Origin of the sequence: Bacteroides sp. AR29 (assembly GCF_900217715.1) — a bacterium.
GTDB classification, from domain to species: domain Bacteria; phylum Bacteroidota; class Bacteroidia; order Bacteroidales; family Bacteroidaceae; genus Bacteroides; species Bacteroides uniformis.
In genome coordinates this window covers 44810-63123 of the sequence record NZ_OBMS01000011.1, presented here as the reverse complement: position 1 = coordinate 63123, position 18314 = coordinate 44810, and the positions used below count along the sequence as shown (strand labels likewise).

The 18314-nt window shown below is 48.4% G+C and carries 9 protein-coding genes; 3 read left to right on the top strand and 6 right to left on the bottom strand.

The window, feature by feature from the left end:
• Positions 1-27 precede the first annotated feature (27 nt).
• The 6 genes from CSD97_RS09065 to CSD97_RS09040 all read right to left on the bottom strand — a co-directional run bounded on the left by CSD97_RS09065 (position 28) and on the right by CSD97_RS09040 (position 10664).
• Positions 28-1302, bottom strand: a complete 1275-nt coding sequence (locus CSD97_RS09065) for a TolC family protein (RefSeq protein ID WP_098032309.1) — start codon at positions 1300-1302, stop codon at positions 28-30.
• Positions 1303-1336: 34 nt separating this feature from the next.
• Complete coding sequence (locus CSD97_RS09060; protein WP_098032308.1) at positions 1337-4366, bottom strand: efflux RND transporter permease subunit; 3030 nt, start codon at positions 4364-4366, stop codon at positions 1337-1339.
• 50 nt (positions 4367-4416) lie between these two features.
• Positions 4417-5469: an efflux RND transporter periplasmic adaptor subunit gene (locus CSD97_RS09055; RefSeq protein WP_034523118.1), complete on the bottom strand. Its 1053-nt coding sequence runs from the start codon at positions 5467-5469 to the stop codon at positions 4417-4419.
• Positions 5470-5626: 157 nt separating this feature from the next.
• Entirely contained in the window at positions 5627-7945 is a 2319-nt protein-coding gene (locus CSD97_RS09050; protein WP_098032307.1) for a family 65 glycosyl hydrolase domain-containing protein, read from the bottom strand.
• A gap of 321 nt (positions 7946-8266) precedes the next feature.
• Positions 8267-9640, bottom strand: a complete 1374-nt coding sequence (locus tag CSD97_RS09045; RefSeq protein WP_035449528.1) for an MFS transporter — start codon at positions 9638-9640, stop codon at positions 8267-8269.
• A gap of 19 nt (positions 9641-9659) precedes the next feature.
• Positions 9660-10664 (bottom strand): LacI family DNA-binding transcriptional regulator, encoded by a 1005-nt coding sequence (locus CSD97_RS09040; protein ID WP_008663890.1) that lies wholly within the window; start codon positions 10662-10664, stop codon positions 9660-9662.
• A gap of 215 nt (positions 10665-10879) precedes the next feature.
• Between CSD97_RS09040 and CSD97_RS09035 the strand changes: the two genes are divergently transcribed.
• From CSD97_RS09035 to CSD97_RS09025, 3 genes are all read left to right on the top strand, one after another.
• Positions 10880-12055, top strand: coding sequence for a glycosyl hydrolase 53 family protein (locus CSD97_RS09035; RefSeq protein WP_098032306.1), 1176 nt, complete (start codon positions 10880-10882; stop codon positions 12053-12055).
• Between the two features lie 28 nt (positions 12056-12083).
• A complete protein-coding gene (locus tag CSD97_RS09030; RefSeq protein WP_098032305.1) occupies positions 12084-14561 on the top strand; it encodes a glycoside hydrolase family 2 TIM barrel-domain containing protein in 2478 nt (825 codons plus the stop codon).
• A 719-nt stretch (positions 14562-15280) separates the two neighbouring features.
• Positions 15281-18310 (top strand): TonB-dependent receptor, encoded by a 3030-nt coding sequence (locus CSD97_RS09025; protein ID WP_098032304.1) that lies wholly within the window; start codon positions 15281-15283, stop codon positions 18308-18310.
• Positions 18311-18314: the final 4 nt, after the last annotated feature.

The following is an 18314-nucleotide window of genomic DNA, read 5'->3' as shown; positions in this document are numbered from 1 at the left end:
TTTGTATGTTTTTCTTTGAGGGGCATTTCATTCACTAACCACCTTCCAATATTCAGCCATCGCCATCTTCTCCGCCAGATACGCATCAATCAGGTTGGTGTGTGCCTGCGTCCACGAGAGTTGTGCGGACAACACATCTGCCATGCTGGCTTTTCCTTCATTATAAGAGAAGGTGACAAGGCCCAGATTCTCTTCGGCGAGTATCATATTCTCCTGGGCCGTCTTGACTTGCTGTTCAGTTTCCGTCAGTTTTGTGGTGGCTGCGGAGAGCTCTTCCAGAATATTGTCCGTTACATAGCTTTGTTGCAGCTTCTGTATGCCGATATAGGCTTTCTGTTGGCGGTTTGTCTTGAAGCGGGCTCCCCAACGGAAGATGGGGATGCTGACATTGACTCCTACGACGGGAGTATGAGGTACATCCTGCCCCATATAGGTGATTCCCGTATCCCAACCGGTAGCGAGAAACATGCTGACTTGTGGGTTGTAGCGGCTGAGGGCGGCATGCCGTTGCGCTTCACTGCGGGCGATGTTCACGGAGGTACTGGCATATTCTGCCCGGCGAAGCAGCACATCATCCAGGCCCAGAGGTATGATGGAGGCAGTCGGTATATCTATTTCGGCTATGCTGTCTATGGGAGCGTCCGGTTCCGAGCCCATAAGGATATTCAGTTTTTGCAGGGCAAGGGTATGGTTTTGGCGTGCCTTGATGTACTGCAATTCGGCTTCCTTACGTCGGGTGGAAATCATCAGCAAGTCTGTGCGGCTGATGGCACCGTCATCAAAGCGGTCTTGGATGATGTCGTACTGCTGTTGTACAATATCCTGAAAGGTAGCCGCGGCTTTCAGACCGGCACGGGCGGCAGAGGCATTCCAATAGACGGCGTCACTTTGATAGTGTATCTGGTCGAGGGTCAGCTCTGTGGTAAGTTGGTCCAGTGCCTCTTCGGCTTGCGCCACTTTCTTTTGGGCTATTAGGGAACCTCCGGTATAAAGCGGCTGCGTCAAGGTGGCAAGTGCCTGATAGGTATAAGGGTGGTAGTCTCCTTTCGGACTGTTCCATTGGTCCAGATGATTGAGATTGGCGGTACCCTCGGCAGTGATGTCAATCTGGGGCAGGAAACCGGTGGAGGCAATCTTGCGTGCCTCGGTACTGGCGAATGTTTTCAGATGCTGTTGTTTCAGAATCTGGCTGTATGCTTCTACCTTGTCGCGGTATTCTTCGCGGCTCAGATATGCTTGTTGTGCCCCGGCATTCAGTCCTGAGCACAGTAATGATAGAATAAGTATATTTGTTTTCATCATTCAATTGGTAAACTGTAAATTGTTGAATGTTCTCTCACTTGATTTTATGAATGGCGCAATAAGCCACCGGCAGCACGAATAGTGTCAATGCCGAGGCTACCAGCAAACCACCCATGATGGTTGCCGCCATGCCGCCGAACATGGCGTCGAACAATAACGGCAACATTCCCAGGATAGTGGTACCCGATGCCATGGCCACCGGGACAATACGGGTGGTCGTTGCACTGATAACGGCTTCACGCGGTGCTTTTCCGGCAGCGGTTTCCGTATCAATCTGGTCCACCAGCACGATGGCATTCTTGATATTCATTCCAATCAGCCCCAGCAAGCCGAGGATGGAGAAGAAGTCGAATGATTTCCCCAATACCACCAGTCCCAGTACAATACCTATAAAGATAAGCGGCAGCATCAGCAGGATAACAATCGGCTTCCGGTAGCTGCGGAACAGAAACAGCAAGGTGACGAACATAAGGAAGAATGTCAGCGGCAGGTTAGCTGCCAGTGCGGCATTGCTTTCTGCCTGGCTTTCCTGCTCTCCGAAGTATTTCATGGTGTAACCTTCGGGCACATCAATCTCTTCTTGCACTTGCTTCCATATACGGTTGAAGGCGGCAATGGCATTCACACCGCGGCGTGGGTCGGCCTGCGCCATCATCACCATCTGCCGGTTGTAGTCTTTCACATTGGAGAACTTGTACTGGAAGTCGAACCGGCTGACGACTTGTTCCAGAGTGGTTGTTTCGCGTGCAGTGCCGAATACGGGGAGTGTACGCAAGTCGTTGATGCGGAAAGAGTCGATAGTTTTATCCTTCAACAGAACGGGAAGTACCTGGTCTCCTTCCCTGTATTCCCCAAGTGTCATGCCGTTCGTACCGATCTGGATACTCTGTGCCATGCTTTGACGGGAGATACCCAACGGTTGTGCACGCTCCTGACTGTAAACGGGATGCCATACCGGTATCTTATTGCCCCAGGAGTTGCGCACGTTGATAAGTTCGCCGTCACGGTGCATGATGTCCAGAGCCTTGTTGGTCAACATGACCAGCGTATCCGTGTTATTGCCGATGAACCCGATTTCAATGGCGGCATCTACAGCAGGAGAGAGTTTGAACAACATGGTACGGGTGATGGCATTGGGATAGTTGGCCTTCATGTAGGCATCAAGGTTCTCTTCCTGCTTCTTGGTATATTTGCTGTCCGTTACTTCCACCAGGATATTGGCGAAGTTAGGTTTGGGGCCGACGGAAGTGGAGGCCAGATAGTAACGCAACGGTGTGCTGCCGAATGTGACGGATACCCGTTTCACTTCCGGCTGCTGCATCAGATGCGCTTCCACCTTTTTCATTTCGGTTTCTACTTCGCGGATGCTGTACCCGTCCGGATAGAATACATCTGCCCGAAAGTAGGGCTTGTCCAGAGAAGGGAAGAAGTTCTGGGGCATCAGTCCCATGACGATGAGGGAGAGGATGAACAGTGCTGTAATGCTTCCAAGGGTCAACGCCTTCTTGCGTATCAGTGTGCCGAGGATGGAGGCGAATTTATGGTAGAAAGGCTTGTCGTATGGGTCTTTATCACCATCTTTAGCCTTTGCTTTCAGTATGAAGTTGCCGAATGTAGTGGTTTGTGTCAACGCCAGCACCCAACTTAATCCCAGGGAAATGGCCAACACTACGAATAGCGGTTTCACGATTTCGGCTACGGAAGAGGGAGCCAGATACAGTGGCAGAAACGAACAGATGGCAATGAACGTTGCTCCCAGCAATCCCCATTGGGGACCGGTGGCACCGTCTATCAGCGCTTTTCGGCGGTCGATGCCGCGGGCAATGGCAATTTGGGCATTATCTGTCACCACGATGGCATTGTCCACCAGCATTCCCATGGCTATGATGAATCCGGCGAGGGAGGTCCGGTTCAGACCTACGCCAAGAAACGACATAATGAGCAGTGTGCCTCCGATAGAGAATATAAGGGAAGAGCCAATCAGTACTCCTGCACGCATGCCCATCACCAGCATGATGATTACAATCACAATCAGGATGGATTCTATCAGATTGATGATGAACCCGTTGTTGGCTTCTTTGGCAATCACGTTTTCGGGATACAGACTTTCCAGTTCCAGCCCCACGGGGATGAGGGGCATGAGTTCGGCAAGCCTCCGGTCTACCAGTTCACCGGTTTTTACCACATCCTTTGTCGGGTCGGTGGAGATGCCGATACCGATGGCGCGCTTTCCGTTGACGTGCATGATATTGCCGGGAGGTTCCATGTATCCCTTTTCAATGATGGCGATGTCACCCAGCTTGACTTGTCCGCCGGAGGTAGTGATAACCTGGTTGCGGATATCATCGACAGTCGTGTAGGTACCGTTGGCCACAATGCGTAACTGTTGTTCTCCGGCGCTGATTTCACCCGTATTGATAATCTGGTTCTGCGATTGTAGCAGGCTGGCCAGCTGCTTGGGGTCGATACCCATTCCTGCCAGCTTGTTTACGGAGATGAATATATGGATGACCTCTGTCTGTGTACCGAAAAGGGCTACCTTCATCACACCGTCTGCCGTGATGACTTGTGTCTTGATTCGTTCCGCCCAGTTTCTCATTTCTTCATAAGAGAAACCGTCGTCACCCACCAGGCCGTAATAGATGCCGAAAACGTCTCCAAAATCATCCGAGACGGTCGGTACAGAAGAGCCTGCGGGCAGTTGGGGCTGTATGTTGAGCACTTTACGCCGCAGTTCGTCCCACTTCTGCGGAATGGATGTGGCAGAGAGTGACGGTTGCAGTTCGAAGGTTATCTTGGAGAGTCCGTACATAGACTCTGACTTTATCTTGTAGACGCCGCTCATCGACTGTATTTCTCGGGAGATGGGTTCGGTGACGAGCCGTTCCACTTCTGCCGGCTCCGCTCCCGGGTAGCGTGTCATGATGACTGCCGACTTGATGACGAAAGGTGCGTCTTCCTTCTTTCCCAACCTGCCGAATGACAGTATACCGCCGATAAGCAGCACAGCCAGAAAGAAGTAGACTATCTTCGTGTTGTCTAATGAATATTGGGCTAGATTCATAATGAATATTTTTTAGATAAATGGGGAATGTAATGTGCCAATGTGATTAATCACATTAGTACCTTTATTGCTTCTCCTTCTGTCAGCTGGTATACTCCGGCCGTCACAACGGTTTCTCCCGGTTCCAACCCTTTAGAAATAAGCAGGTTTGCCTCTCCCGTTGGAGAATAAACGGTCACTTCGCGGCGACTGACTTTATTACCTTCCACCACCCATACATACGTTTTCCGGTTTTCACTGTCGCCAAATACGGCGCTTAACGGTACATTCATCAGCTTTTCTTCCAGAAAGGGAGCGACATCCGATGCCAGCTTTATTTTGCATGTGAATCCCGGTTTTACGTCATAACGTGTACGGTCAAAGTGCGGGTCGTCAATTGTTATTGTCACCGGAATACCCGTCCCTGCTGTGGAGATGTCAAGATACTCTTCCAGTCTGGCATCGAAAGCCTCTGCAGGGTAACTGTCGAACACCACCTTGAACTTTACGTCCTTGGCACGGAGCAGATAGAGATAATCATCCGGTACGGTGAACTTGATTCGTAGCTTCTGTGTATTTACCAGCTGTACAACCCCTTCTCCTGCATTGACACGCTGATAGTTCTCTACCAGCCGTTTTTCGATGGAACCCTCGAAAGGGGCTGTCAGCCGCGTATCCCGCATATTGTTGCCGGACAACTCGTAAGTGGATTTTGCTTTCTGATAGTTGGCTACGCTGATTTCGTATTCCTGCACGGAGATAGCCTGGCGGCCAAGCAGCCGTTTGTTACGTTCCACTTGTGCGGCAGCTGTTTCGTAGGCAGCCTTGTCGGCTGCATATTGCAGGGAGATGTCGCGTGGGTCGATGGCGGCAATCAGTTGCCCCTTTTTTACCCGCTGTCCCTCTACAACCGGGAGGCTGATGATTTGTCCGCTGACGCGGAAGGCAAGTCTCACATATTCCACGGCTTCCACTATTCCGGAGAAGTCTTTGCGGATAACCGACTGTGAACTGATTTGCGCAGTCTTCACCGGTCGGATAAGGGTATTGCTACCCTTTTGTTTTTGCCCGCACGACGTGATGAACAACGTCGTAACCAGGGCGAAAAGAAACATTTTTTTCATTGGTAAACAAGTATATAGTTATTCGTTCAGGTATATATAAAAACATAAAACCGGGAAAACAACCAAATGTTCTCCCGGTTATAGGATAAATGATGATTTAATGTGCCAATGTGCTAATTGGCTGCGCAATGTTTATGCTGCGCTATCACGCCGCAGGTCATTGGCACATTGGCATATTAATTTTCAATTCCGTCCCCCGTTCCAGCGTATATGGGTGTCCGTAGACTTGTATGTCCACTTTGCTGCCTGCTGTAAGCGAGATTTCGATTTCTTTTCCTACCCGTATGTGAAGTGTGTTTTTCAGATAATTCACCTTGAATGAATAGCTGTCCCATTTTTGCGGTATGACAGGGGAGAAACACAACGTCTCCTTCAGCACCTGCATACCTGCAAATCCGCGTACAATGGCCAGCCAGCTGCCGGGCATACTGGTTATGTGCAGGCCTTGGTCCGCTTCGTTGTTGTAGTCGTCCAGGTCAAGCCGCGTGGCATGCAGGAAAAGCTGGTAAGCTTTTTCCACTTTGCCGATGCGTGCAGCCAGGATGGAATGGATGTGGGGAGAAAGGGAGGATTCGTGTACGGTCATCGGCTCATAGAACTCGAAATTGCGGCGGACGGTTTCCGTGTCGAAATAGAAATAATAAAGGTAAAGTCCGAGCAACACGTCGCTTTGCTTGATGTAGCAAGAGCGCAGAATGCGATCCCATGACCAATGTTGGTTGATGGGGCGTTCTTCGGCAGGAATGTTATCTGTACTTTCCAGTACTTTATCCATATAGCCGTCATTCTGGATAAAAATTCCCCGTTCCTTGTCTTCCGGCAGATACATGTGTTCGATGATGTCTCTCCACCGGGCGCTTTCCTTTACTTGGTCGAGATTGGTGATGCGGCGTATGCGGGCATATTCGTCCGGATATTGCTGTGCTATCATTTCCAGAAAACGGAGGGTCATCTTGAGGCATTGTATGCAGGAATAGTTGGTGTACCAGTTGTTGTCCACATTGTTTTCGTATTCATCCGGGCCGGTAACTCCCAGTATGACATATTTCTGTTTGGGTTGGGAGAAGGATACCCGTTGGCTCCAGAAGCGGCTGACGGCAATCATAACTTCCAGGCCATATTGGGCGATATAGTCCATATTACCCGTCAGTACTGCATGCTGAACGATGGCATAAACAATGATATTGTTGCGATGGATTTCCTCGAAGGTTATTTCCCATTCGCTGTGGCATTCCTCTCCGTTGTTGGTTACCTGCGGAAACAACGCTGCACCGTCCTTGAAACCCAGTTTACGGGCGTTTTCGATGGCTTTGGGAAGCTGGTTGTACCGATATGCCAGCAAGTTCTTTGCAATCTCTTTGGGAGTGGAGAGCAGAAAAAACGGTACACAACACAGTTCCGTGTTCCAATAAGTATTTCCGCCATATTTTTCTCCGGTGAATCCTTTGGGGCCGATGTTTAGGCGCGGATCATCTCCCCGGTAAGTCTGATACAGCTGGAATATGTTGTACCGGATACCTTGTTGCGCTTCCGGATCCCCTTCGATGACGACATCCGTTTCGTCCCAGATTTCCTGCCAGGCCCTTCGATGCTCTTCTACCAGCGTATTCCAGCCTATGCTCTTGGCTTCGCGTGCCTCGGCCACGGAGTGTTCCACCAATTCACTCCGTTCGTGGTAGAGAGAAGAAGCAATGGCGGTGTATTTGATGAGTGTCACGTTGTCTCCGGGTTTCACGTCGGCACCTACGCTGAAACCGGTCTGCTTTTCCTTTTCTATCCGTATGAGGTTGGCAGTGGTTTCCTTGTTGTTTTTGAAGAATTGGTAAGTCATGGCGTAGCACACTTGTGCATCTTCCCGGCGGGTCTGTGTCCAGAGATAGGCACAGCTGCTGGTAGAACCGGAACGCAGTATGTTCCATATTTTCAGGTTTGGCAGATCGGCATCGTCTACTATATTCCCGTCAAGGATGGGCACGAGTGAGATTCTGCCGGTATAGTTGATGGAAGACACGCTGTACTTGATGAGACAGAGGTTGGGTCTTGCCATATTTGTGATATGCTCTACATGGATGCGGAGCTGGTTTCCGCGAGGAGACGTCACCTCCATGTCCCGGTAGAAGATACCTTCCTTCATATCCAGGCGGCGGTTGAAGCTGTCGACATCCCAGCCTGCCAAATCGAGTTCCTCATCGATGAGGCGCAGGTTGATGCGGCTCCAGTCAGCAGCCTTGGGTATACGGGTGTAATATGGGGGAAATCCGTTCTTCCACCATCCTACGCGGGTTTTGTCCAGGAAAGTGATGCCGGCCACAAATGAACCACGGTAACTGTCACTGCTGTAAGGCTCCTCAAAATACCCCCGTTGCCCGAAACGTCCGTTTCCGAGACTGAATATACTTTCCGACATCCGTTGACGGTCGGGGTGGAATTGGTCTTCGATGATGTTCCATTCATCGGTCTTGAGGTATTTCTTCATGGCGACGTGTTTTCTGTAGTTATCGCCGTAAAGTTAAGCAATATGCGGAAATAAAGAAGAAATGGAAAGGAAAAAAACAAACGTGCGGTAGGCTTTTTTTTACCTGCTTTCTTGCCGGAGGGCTGGTAGGCTCGTCAATAACAGATGCTATGTACGGTCAGAAGAAGAGGTAACAATCATACGGTATGAAAGCATGAATCATACGATATGATTATGGTAATCATACGGTATGATTCATGTCTTTATTACAAAGATAACGGCTGTCCTTTGTACGGTGTGCCGGTCTCGGTTCTTTGTGTGTTATGTTTCGGAGGCGTGTGCTTACTTGCTTTTTTCTCCTTGGTTCTCTTTGATGAGGTATACGCAGGCGGCGCCGATTATCAGCATGATTCCTGCCAGCACAAGCATATTGATTTCAGGAGGCAGTCCTCCTTGGGGAGTAAACAAGGCAAGGATGGTGCCGCCCAAAGCAGCTGCTATAATCTGCGGGATACAGATAGTACCGTTGAAAAGTCCCAGATAAGTACCCATGTGTCCTCCGCTCAGTGCGTTGGTCAGGATGGTGAACGGCAGTGCCAGCATGGCAGCCCATGCACAACCTATCAGCAAGAAGGAAATGAAGAGCATATAAGGGTCGTGTATGAAGTAGGTGGAAATGAAACCTATACCTCCCAGAACAAGGCTGAGTGAGTAGACCCGGCGACGGTCCTTGAACATCGGTATGCAGATGGCCCAAAGCACAGAGCCGATGGCTTGTACGGCAAACAGTACGCCTACCCAGTCGGCGGCATTCTGATATTGCAGGCTCTTGGTGTCGAGTACCACTTTGGTGACACCATCTACCAGGTGCTCTACTGTAGGAGCGTCAAAAGCATTGGCAGCGATGCTGCCGTTGGTATAGGTCCACATGAACATAAAAGCAAACCAGCAGAAGAACTGTACCAGTCCGATAGTCCAGAATGCTTTCGGAGCCTTGATGAGCAGCTTCAGCATGTTGGTCTTTTCATGTTCCTCTTCTTCGGTGATGCCGTGATACTCTGCATATTCGGCAGGCGGCATCTCTTTTACTTTGACCGAAGTGTAGATGACGCAGAAGATAAGGATGGCCGCTCCGATGTAGAATGAGTAAATCACCGAGTCGGGGATTACTCCTTGGGGAGCTGTATTGCTGATGCCAATCCATGCAAAGATGAACGGGAAGAGATATCCCACCAGGCTGCCTGCATTGCAGAGAAAACTCTGGATGGAGTAGGCGAGTCCTTTTTGTTTCTCATTCACCATGTCGCCCACCATCATTTTGAAGGGTTGCATGGCCATATTGATGGAGGTGTCGAGGAACATCAGCGATACCAGTCCGAAAATCATGGCTGTACTTACTGCCATGCCGAAGCTTCCGGCATTGGGTAGCAGGCACATGACGAGTACGGCCACCAACGAACCTATAAACAGATAAGGGATGCGCCGTCCGAAGCGTGTCCAGGTCTTGTCACTGGCGGCCCCCACGATGGGTTGTACAATGATACCTGCCAACGGAGGTAATATCCAGAAATAACTCAAATTATGCGGGTCTGCACCCAAAGTGGAAAAGATACGGCTGATGTTTGCACTCTGCAAAGCATATGCAATCTGTACGCCGAAAAAACCAAAGCTGATGTTCCACAGCTTCCAGAAACTTAAATCGGGTTTTACTTTCATGATGGTTTAATATGTTTTATTATTTCGTAGTTCCTCTTATCACCAGATTGGTACGTACTATCTTGTTGTTGCTTTTCTCTTCTCTCTCCAGCTTTCCGGTCAGAATGCTGAAAGCGCTTTTACCTACTTCCTCGCCATGCTGCTCCACGGTAGTCAGCTTCGGGTCGGTGCTTTGGGCAATGGCTCCGTCGGTGAATCCGCAGATGGATACTTCATCGGGAACTTTTACGCCGACCAGTTTGCAGGCATACAGTATGCCCGAAGCTGTCTCGTCGTTGATGGCAAAGAAACCGTCAGGGCGGTTTTCGCTTTCCAGCAGGTCGGGAGTGATGGAGATGGCGCGTTCACGGGTGTCGCACAACAGAATCATGCTGTCGTCCACCGGAATTTTATACTTCTTCATGGCATCCAGGTAGCCGTTCCGGCGATTCTTGGTAATCTCTAGGTGGGGAGCCGCACCATAGAAAAGGATACGCTTGCATCCGGTCTGTATCATGTATTCCACGGCTGCAAAGGAGCCGGCATAGTCGTCCACCACCACTCGCTCGGTTTTCAGCCCCGTACATATACGGTCGTAAAAGACAATGGGAATATCGTTGTTCAGCAGCTCCTGGTAATGGTCGTATTGGGAAGTGTCCTTGGCAAGTGAAGCGATGACTCCGCAGACACGGGCGGCAAGGAAAGAATGTACAATTTTCACTTCCTGCTCGTACGATTCGCTGCTCTGCGCCACTATGATATTATATCCGGCATCCGCCGCTGCTTTCTCAATTCCGCTCAATACGCAGGAAAAGAAGTGGTGTACCAGTTGGGGGACAATGACGCCGATGGTATTGCTGCGGCTTGCGCGGAGATTTACGGCAAGTACGTTGGGCTTGTAGTTATGCTCGCGCGCATAGGCATGGACAAGGTCACGTGTTTCCTTGCTGATGTCCGGATTGTCTTTCAGCGCCCTCGACACAGTGGAGGGGGAGACATTCAGCGCCCGGGCAATATCCTTGATGGTAATCTGCGGTTTATTCATGGTATAGTTTTGAGGACAAAGATAAGGTAAACTTCCCTAATCCGATTGCAAAAATAACGTAATAAGGTAAATTGTGCTTATCCGTTGAGGTTTATCGGGTTGTAAGTTTGTGCAAACGATTGCAGATACCCGTATTTTGACAAATTAAGGTGATATATAGTTCTATATTCCCTAAATGCTTATATTTGCAGTACGCAATTAATGATGATAACGCCATGAAACACATGAAGTTTTTGACTTTCTTTTTTTGTATTGCCTTTGCAGTATTTGCATGCAGCAGCAATAATGAGACAGACCCCAATGCTGGTGGACTTCCCGATAAGGAGGAACCTCTGGTTACGGACTTTGCTAAAGGTGCCGACATCAGTTGGGTGACGGAGATGGAACATAAGGGTATGAAATTTTACAATACCTCCGGTGTGGAGACCGATTGTTTCCAGCTGATGAAGGATTTGGGCCTGAATGCGGTTCGACTCAGAGTATGGGTCGACCCCAAAGAACACGATAACTGGTGCAATATGGCCGATTTGGTGACGAAAGCCAAACGTGCCGCAGAGCTGGGCATGGACGTAATGGTAGACTTCCATTACAGTGACTGGTGGGCCGACCCTGGACAGCAGCATAAGCCTGCTGCATGGAAAGGACTGAACTTGGCCGACTTGAAGAAAGCCATCGCCGACCATACTGCCGATGTACTTAATGCGCTGAAAGCGGCAGGAGTTACTCCCAAGTGGGTTCAGGTAGGTAATGAAATCCGTCCGGGGATGCTTTGGGATGAAGATGCTGCGTTGAGCGGTGCGTCCTATGATGTGAGGGAATGTGATGTAAAGGGTTCCAACAGCACTTCCGAGAAAGTGAAATACCGTAAGAACTTTGCCAACCTGGCTGCTTTTATCAATGTAGGATACGATGCGGTAAAGTCCGTCTTCGACGATGCCATTGTCATCGTCCATCTGGACAATGGATATGACAACGAATTGTATACCTGGTTCTTTAATGAACTGAAAGCCAATGGCGGTAAGTGGGATATGATAGGCATGTCGCTCTATCCTTACTGGACGATGCTCGAGCACAAGGAATATACAGCTGATAGAACTATCACCGAGTGTATTGCCAATATTAATAGTGTAGCCCGGAAATACAACTGTGACGTGATGGTGGTGGAAACCGGCATGGAGTGTGCTGACGACAAAGGGAATCTGGCAAGTGCTTCCGTACTGGCAGAAGGGAAACGCCAACTGGCCCGCGTCCTGAAAGAGTGCAAGGAGAATACCAGCGGACGTTGCAAGGGTGTGTTCTACTGGGAACCGGAATGCAGGCCGAACCAATATCGGCTGGGGGCATTCACTGAAGATGGTCGCCCCACTGTGATAATGGATGCTTTTAAATAATTATATTAACAAAATCTTTTAAAGAAGAATGAGAAAGACAATACTTATCTTTTCCTGCTGCGCCTTTTTTGCCTTGGCGGCAATGGCGCAGCGTACAGAAGCATTGTTGGAAAAGAACTGGAAGTTCACCAAGGGAGATGTTCCCGAAGCAACACAAACAAATTTCGACGACAGTAAGTGGGAAACAGTGACCATTCCTCATGATTGGGCCATCTTTGGTCCGTTCGACCGCAACAACGATTTGCAGGAGGTAGCGGTTACGCAAGACCTTGAAAAGCAAGCTTCCGTAAAGACCGGGCGTACCGGAGGGTTGCCTTATGTGGGTGTCGGTTGGTATCGTACGGCTTTTGATGCTCCTGCCGACAAGCAGGTCACTCTGGTTTTCGATGGTGCTATGAGTGAGGCTCGGGTCTATGTCAATGGGAAAGAAGCTTGTTTCTGGCCTTTCGGATATAACTCTTTTCATTGCGATGTTACCGGTTTGCTGAATGCCGACGGTAAAAACAATGTGCTGGCTGTCCGTCTGGAAAACAGGCCCCAGTCCTCCCGTTGGTATCCGGGGGCGGGATTGTATCGCAATGTCCGCCTAGTTACTACGGAACGTGTCCATGTTCCAGTTTGGGGTACACAGCTCACCACACCGCATGTTTCTGCTGAATACGCTTCCGTGCGTCTGCGTACTACAATACGGAATGCCGGTGATGCGGATGTTCGTATTTCTACTGATATTATTGCGCCGGACGGTAAGATAGTAGCCCGTAAGGATAATAGCCGGAAAATTAATCACGGACAGCCATTTGAGCAGAATTTTCTGATAAATGCTCCGTCTCTGTGGTCCCCTGAGACACCTTATTTATATAAGGCAGTATCTAAGATTTATGTAGATGGCAAACAGACTGACGAATATACCACGCGTTTTGGTATCCGCAGCATTGAGATTATAGCTGATAAGGGATTCTTCCTGAATGGTAAGCACCGTAAATTCCAGGGGGTATGCAATCACCACGATTTGGGCCCGTTGGGTGCGGCTGTCAATGTGGCTGCTCTTCGCCGTCAGTTGACATTATTGAAGGATATGGGATGTGATGCAGTCCGTACCTCCCACAATATGCCTACACCCGAATTGGTGGAACTCTGTGACGAGATGGGCTTTATGATGATGTTGGAACCTTTCGATGAATGGGATATTGCCAAATGTGAGAATGGTTATCACCGCTATTTCAACGAATGGGCAGAAAAGGATATGGTAAACATGCTGCATCATTATCGGAACAATCCTTGTGTGGTAATGTGGAGTATAGGAAATGAGGTTCCTACCCAATGTAGTCCCGAGGGCTACAAAGTGGCTTCTTTCCTGCAGGATATTTGCCATCGCGAAGACCCTACACGCCCCGTTACTTGCGGTATGGACCAGGTGACTTGTGTGCTTGCCAACGGGTTTGCGGCAATGATTGATGTACCCGGTCTTAATTATCGGGCTCACCGTTATGTGGAGTCTTATGAGACTCTTCCACAGAATATTGTGCTCGGTTCGGAGACGGCTTCCACTGTAAGTTCTCGTGGTGTCTATAAATTTCCCGTACAGAAGGGTGCCAGTGTGATGTACGATGACCATCAGTGCTCCGGTTATGATGTGGAGTGTTGTTCCTGGTCGAATCTTCCCGATGAGGATTTTGCTTTGGCTGATGATTATGACTGGACAATCGGACAGTTCGTCTGGACGGGCTTTGATTATTTGGGTGAACCTTCTCCTTATAGTACGGATTCCTGGCCCAGCCACAGCTCCGTTTTCGGTATCATAGACTTGGCAAGCCTCCCCAAAGACCGTTTCTATCTGTACCGCAGCCTATGGAACAAGCAGGCAAATACCCTGCATGTCCTTCCGCACTGGACGTGGCCGGGCAGGGAAGGGGAGAATACTCCGGTTTTTGTTTACACCAGCTATCCCAGTGCCGAACTGTTCGTCAACGGAAAGAGTTATGGCAAACAGCGGAAACTTACTGCTGATGAAAGCCGTGCTTTGGAAGGTCAGGACTCCCTTGCTTTGCAGCGTCGCTATCGCTTGATGTGGATGGATGTTCCTTATGAACCGGGCGAAGTGAAAGTGGTAGCTTATGATGCTTCCGGTAAGCCTGCAGAAGAAAAGGTGATTCGTACCGCTGGCAAGCCCCATCATCTGGAGCTGGTTGCCGACCGCACCCGCTTGTCTGCCGATGGTAAGGACCTGGCATATATCACAGTCCGTGTCGTGGATAAGGACGGTAACCTTTGTCCGGCAGACAGCCGCATGGTAAACTTCTCGGTGAAGGGTGCCGGAAAATATCGTGCTGCTGCCAATGGAGATGCTACCAGCCTCGATTTGTTCCATCTGCCCAAGATGCCGGCTTTCAGCGGTCAGCTGACGGCTATTGTGCAGAGTGGCGAGCAAGCCGGTGAGATTGTGTTTGAGGCAAGGGCTAAAGGATTGAAGTCCGGAAAGCTGGTACTTTATACTTCAGAGAAATAAATAGCACTATTTGCTTCCACTCTACCACACCTGCTCTGTAACTCTTTGTTCATCGGTATTTGAAGTGCGGTGGAAGCAACAGAAAAAGGTGGAAGCAAATTTTGCTTCCACCTCTGTTTTTAGGGCCGACATGATGTTAACTTGTTGTAATGTAACAAGTTAATATCATGTCGGCCATTTTGTTAATATCGTGTTAATGGCATATTAATATTGTGCAGACACGTTATTCATATCCTGAAAGTATGTTGCTTGGTTTATACATGCATGGCATTTCTTCAGTAAAAGCTTTGTGTTTCTTTTGTTTTGTCTTGATGTTGTGTAGTGCTTAACGGTCGTAAAGCGATTTGTTGACGGCCGTAAAGCGATCTGCCAACGGCCATCAACAAATCGCCTAACGGCCGTTAGGCGGTGAAAATCTCTGTACTTCAGCAGAATAAACATATATGTTATGTGCAAGAATACCACATGTAGAGTGGAGAGAAGCGCTGTATTATGATATATCAAGTGATTTTTCTATCTTGTGCAACCGCATGCAATCGTTTGCACTGTTCGTTTCCCACATTTTACACTCTCTTTATACTTTACTAAAGTAATAAAGCATATTTTTGTTGCGTCATGCTTTGGGTACTTGAAAGACGTTGGAAAGCGAAAGTACGAAAATTATTTTTCGAATAATATATATAGGTAATTAATATTGTTAACTTTAATTTATTAAATGCATGAAGCAAGTTAATCTTAGAATCTGTCAAACGATTCTTACCCTAATCTTAGGGCTATTCTTGTCTGTAGGCGCTTATGCACAGAACATCACTGTGAAAGGGCATGTGAAAGATGCCTTGGGTGGCGTGATAGGCGCGAGTATAGTGGAAAAAGGGAATGCTACAAATGGTACTATTACCGATTTGGATGGTAATTTCTCATTAAATGTTCCGAAGGGTTCCACTTTGGTTATTTCTTTCATCGGTTATAAAACTCAGGAAGTGGCTGCGGCTCCCAGTATCATCGTAACTTTAGTAGAAGATAGCGAATTGCTGGACGAAGTTGTTGTTGTGGGCTATGGCCGCACTAAGAAAGATGACTTGACTGGTTCGGTTACTGCTATTAAACCGGATGAACTCAGTAAAGGTATCACCAACAATGCGCAGGATATGTTGGTCGGTAAAGTTGCCGGTGTGGACGTTATCACTGCGGGAGGTACCCCGGGCGCCGGTGCGCAGATTCGTGTACGTGGCGGTTCTTCTCTGAATGCTTCTAATGACCCGCTGATTGTAATCGATGGTTTGACTATCGATAACGAAACTCCGAAAGGCATGAGTAATCCTTTGGCGATGGTCAATCCGAACGATATCGAGACTTTCACCGTTTTGAAGGATGCTTCGGCCACTGCCATCTATGGTAGCCGTGCATCCAATGGCGTTATCATCATTACTACGAAGAAAGGTAAGAGCGGATCTGCTCCCAAAGTATCCTACAATGGTGACATGACCATCTCTATGGTCCAGAAAAAGTATGATGTGCTTGATGGCGATGAATTCCGCGATCTTATTAATAACATGTGGGGCGACAAAGCCGGTGAAGTCGGTATGGGCAAGGCCAATACCGACTGGCAGGACTTGATTTTCCGTACAGCCATCTCTCACAGCCACAATGTATCGGTGTCCGGCGGTTTGAAGAACATGCCTTACCGTTTGAGTGTGGGATATAATTCTTCTGACGGTATCGTCGAAACCTCTTGGATGCGTCGTGCCAATGTCGGCTTGAGCCTTTCTCCCTCTTTCTTTGACAATCATCTCAATTTGAAGATTAATGCCAAGTATATGTACGAAAAAGACCGTTATGCTGATGCAGGCGGTGCGATAGGAGCAGCCCTCTCAATGGATCCTACGCAGCCTGTTTATTTCGACGCTGATGATGAGCGTGCTCCTTTCTTTGGCGGCTATTTCCAGCATACGCAGGCACCCAAGGACCTCAATCCCGAGTGGAAATATACTAATAACCCCAACGCTCCCCAGAATCCCTTGGCTCTGCTGATGCTCAAAGAAACGAAAGCTGTAGCCAATGACTTTACGGGTAATTTTGATGTGGATTATAAGGTACATGGCTTTGAGGATTTGCGTCTGCATGCAAGTTATGGAGGTCAGTACACAGAGAGCAAGCAGGACGATATAACTTCTAAATATGCTTATAGCCCCAACTACTACGGTTGGAACGGCGTGACTCAGACTTATAAATATAGTATCACTGCCAATGCTTATGCCCAGTATGTGAAAGAAATCGGTGCACATAACTTTGACATTATGGTTGGTGGTGAAGAGAGCCATTTCCACCGCAGTGGTTATGACTACGGGCAGGGTACCGACCCTTACAATGGTGAACCTCATGACGCTAAGCTGAGAGAAGAACAGGCATGGGCCACTCACAGTTCTTTGGTTTCTTACTTCGGCCGTTTGAACTATACTTTACTCAACAGATACATGCTTACGGCTACGTTCCGTGCCGACGGTTCCTCTCGTTTCTCTGATGACAACAGATGGGGTTACTTCCCTTCAGTGGCATTGGCATGGAAAATCAATGAAGAGGCATTTATGAAAAAGCTTACCTGGTGGAACGAGTTTAAGCTTCGTCTGGGTTGGGGTATGACCGGTCAGCAGGATATCAAAACTGACTTCGGTTATGAAACTCATTATACTTCAAGCGACTCTTTTGCCCAGTATCCCTTTGGTGATACTTACTATGGTACAATGCGTCCATCGGCTTATAACCCCGACTTGAAGTGGGAGACTACTACTACTTATAATGCTGGTTTCGACCTCGGCTTTTTGAACAACCGTATCACTGCTAATATTGATGGTTACTATCGTGAAACGAAGGATTTGCTGAACTCCATCACTATTCCTGTTGGTATGCAGTTCGGTTCTCAGTTGACCAAGAATATCGGTTCGTTGAAGAATTATGGTGTGGAATTCTCCATCAATGCAAAACCCATTGTTACAAAAGATTTCACTTGGGATGTAAGCTATAATGTCGCTTGGAATCACAATGAGATTACCGACTTGGTAGATGGTGAAGTAGGCTATTATGCATGGGCCGGAGATAAAATCGGTCGTGGTAACAATACTTTGATCCAGGCCAATACGGTAGGTGAATCTACTAACTCATTCTTTGTATATCAGCAAGTATATGACGAGAATGGCAAACCCATTGAAGGTATGTATGTGGACCGTGACGGTAACGGACGTATTGACAATGGTGACCGCTATTTCTACAAGAAACCCTCTGCCGATGTCATCATGGGCTTTACCACTAAATTCCTCTATAAGAATTGGGATTTGAGCATGTCTTTCCGTGCTTCCCTCGGTAACTATGTTTACTATGACTTTTTGTCCAACCGTGCAGTGGTCAGCCAGTCTGGTCTGTATTCCAACAGTGCTCTGCACAACTCTACTCCCGAAGCTGTGGCATTGGGCTTTACAGGTGTAGGAGCCGGCAACGACAACTATTTGAGTGACTATTTCGTACGTAATGCTTCCTACTTGAAGTGCTCCAACATTACTTTGGGATATTCTTTCCCCGCACTGTTCAAGGTCGCAGGTCATGAAACATGTTCCGGCCGTGCATTCGTTACTACTCAAAATCCATTCATTATATCCAAGTACAAAGGTATCGACCCTGAAGTGGCAAGCGGTATCGACTCCAATCCTTATCCACGTCCTTTCAGTATTCAAATTGGCTTGAGCCTGAATTTCTAATCCG

Excerpts from the sequence above, each read along its gene's own strand:
- CSD97_RS09065 (WP_098032309.1), bottom strand. The coding sequence starts at position 1,302 with ATGATGAAAACAAATATACTTATTCTATCATTACTGTGCTCAGGACTG.
- CSD97_RS09060 (WP_098032308.1), bottom strand. The coding sequence starts at position 4,366 with ATGAATCTAGCCCAATATTCATTAGACAACACGAAGATAGTCTACTTC.
- CSD97_RS09055 (WP_034523118.1), bottom strand. The coding sequence starts at position 5,469 with ATGAAAAAAATGTTTCTTTTCGCCCTGGTTACGACGTTGTTCATCACG.
- CSD97_RS09050 (WP_098032307.1), bottom strand. The coding sequence starts at position 7,945 with ATGAAGAAATACCTCAAGACCGATGAATGGAACATCATCGAAGACCAA.
- CSD97_RS09045 (WP_035449528.1), bottom strand. The coding sequence starts at position 9,640 with ATGAAAGTAAAACCCGATTTAAGTTTCTGGAAGCTGTGGAACATCAGC.
- CSD97_RS09040 (WP_008663890.1), bottom strand. The coding sequence starts at position 10,664 with ATGAATAAACCGCAGATTACCATCAAGGATATTGCCCGGGCGCTGAAT.
- CSD97_RS09035 (WP_098032306.1), top strand. The coding sequence starts at position 10,880 with ATGAAACACATGAAGTTTTTGACTTTCTTTTTTTGTATTGCCTTTGCA.
- CSD97_RS09030 (WP_098032305.1), top strand. The coding sequence starts at position 12,084 with ATGAGAAAGACAATACTTATCTTTTCCTGCTGCGCCTTTTTTGCCTTG.
- CSD97_RS09025 (WP_098032304.1), top strand. The coding sequence starts at position 15,281 with ATGAAGCAAGTTAATCTTAGAATCTGTCAAACGATTCTTACCCTAATC.